Source organism: Limimaricola cinnabarinus, assembly GCF_002723615.1.
Taxonomy (GTDB): Bacteria; Pseudomonadota; Alphaproteobacteria; order Rhodobacterales; family Rhodobacteraceae; genus Limimaricola; species Limimaricola cinnabarinus_B.
On sequence record NZ_KZ305000.1, the window covers coordinates 5,331 to 6,550 of the forward strand.

Here is a 1,220-nt window from a genome sequence, read left to right on the forward strand (position 1 = left end):
CAGGCCGGGAAATCGCGCAGCCGCGCTCGCACCATGCAGCGCCTCGGCCGCACGGATCATGACCTTCGACGGCACACAGCCAAAGTTGACGCAAGTCCCTCCGATCGTCCCATGGCCCACGAGCGCGACGCGCTTGCCAGCCTCGGCGGCGGTGATCGAGGCGGAGAACCCGGCGGAACCGGCGCCCACGACAATGAGGTCGTATGCTTTGTTTTCGTTCGAGCAGCAGTCATTCATGGTTCAGGTCACTTTCGTCGTCGGATCGGTCTTCGGTTTGGCGAGGACCAGGTAGAGAATGGCGCCGATCGCCAGCAAAGGCTCGGCCATCGAGAACAGGCCCGTGAAAAGGCCGATGGGAGAACAGCAGGCAGCCGCCATCATGGTCGGACCTCCCTGGACTTGCGGTTGAGAAAGAGAGCGTAGGCACCGGTCAGCGCCGCGGCGAGGAGCGTGAGGGTCAGCGCCCCGCGAAACTCCAGAACGATGATCAAGACCGAGAGCAGCACCGCAATGAGCGCGGCCCAGATCTTGGGGGACGGCCCGGGCCGTCCGGCACGCAGCCACAAAGCCTGCGCGACCACCGCGAGGCTGACGAACAGCAGCGGGAACAGCGCGTAGTCGAGCCACCCCGTCACCGCCGACAGGCCTGCGCCAGCCAGCGCCAGGACAAGGAGTGGCGTGAAGCAGCATATCGCCGCGAATATTGCGCCGCCGAGGCCACCCTTCAGCAGGCGGTTCGCCTCGGCCTGGTCCGGCTGCTCTCTCGGTTGATCGAGATGATCGAGACCCCGCTTCACGAACCCTCGCCACTCACCGGGTCTTCCAGAAGCGCCGCCGGGTAGCCGTTCTCTTCGACCGCCGCGATGAGGGCGTCAGTGGAGGTGACTTCGTCGTCGAAACGGACCGTATAAAGCCCCTCGCTCGGGTCTTCGCCCTCGGCGAAGTCCTCGATCACCACGCTCTCTACGGATTTCAGCGAGTTGCCGACGATGAACGAGCACGAGGGACACGTCAGTCCCCCGACCTCGAGGCGGACGACCTGTTCGGCGGCAAAGGCGGGGGCGGCGAAAAGCGCGGACAGCGCCAGGGCGCCGGAAAGGATGTTTCTCATGTCAGTGTGCTTTCAGAACGAGAGGATGTAGGGGGAGGCGTAGGGAAACAGCATGGCAATGAGGATCACTGCCGCCGCTATCCAGAGAACGGAGCGCATCGCGGTGCGG

At 64.8% G+C, this 1,220-nt stretch carries 4 protein-coding genes; all 4 read right to left on the reverse strand.

All coding sequences use genetic code 11. The annotated features are described in order from the left end of the window. Nucleotides 1-237 (reverse strand): FAD-dependent oxidoreductase (locus tag CJ301_RS18170; protein WP_162620626.1); only part of this gene is annotated, 237 nt, incomplete at its 3' end. 3 nt (nucleotides 238-240) lie between these two features. Continuing rightward, entirely contained in the window at nucleotides 241-381 is a 141-nt protein-coding gene (locus CJ301_RS18920) for a hypothetical protein (protein ID WP_162620627.1), read from the reverse strand. After that, on the reverse strand, nucleotides 378-797 hold the full coding sequence (gene merF, locus CJ301_RS18175; RefSeq protein WP_099278756.1) for a mercury resistance system transport protein MerF: 420 nt from the start codon (nucleotides 795-797) through the stop codon (nucleotides 378-380). The genes CJ301_RS18920 and merF overlap by 4 nt, the downstream gene beginning before the upstream one ends. After that, the gene (locus CJ301_RS18180; protein WP_254050207.1) at nucleotides 794-1,111 is read right to left on the reverse strand and encodes a heavy-metal-associated domain-containing protein; all 318 of its coding nucleotides are present in this window, start codon (nucleotides 1,109-1,111) and stop codon (nucleotides 794-796) included. Before CJ301_RS18180 ends, merF begins: the two co-directional genes overlap by 4 nt. Between the last annotated feature and the right edge of the window lie 109 nt (nucleotides 1,112-1,220).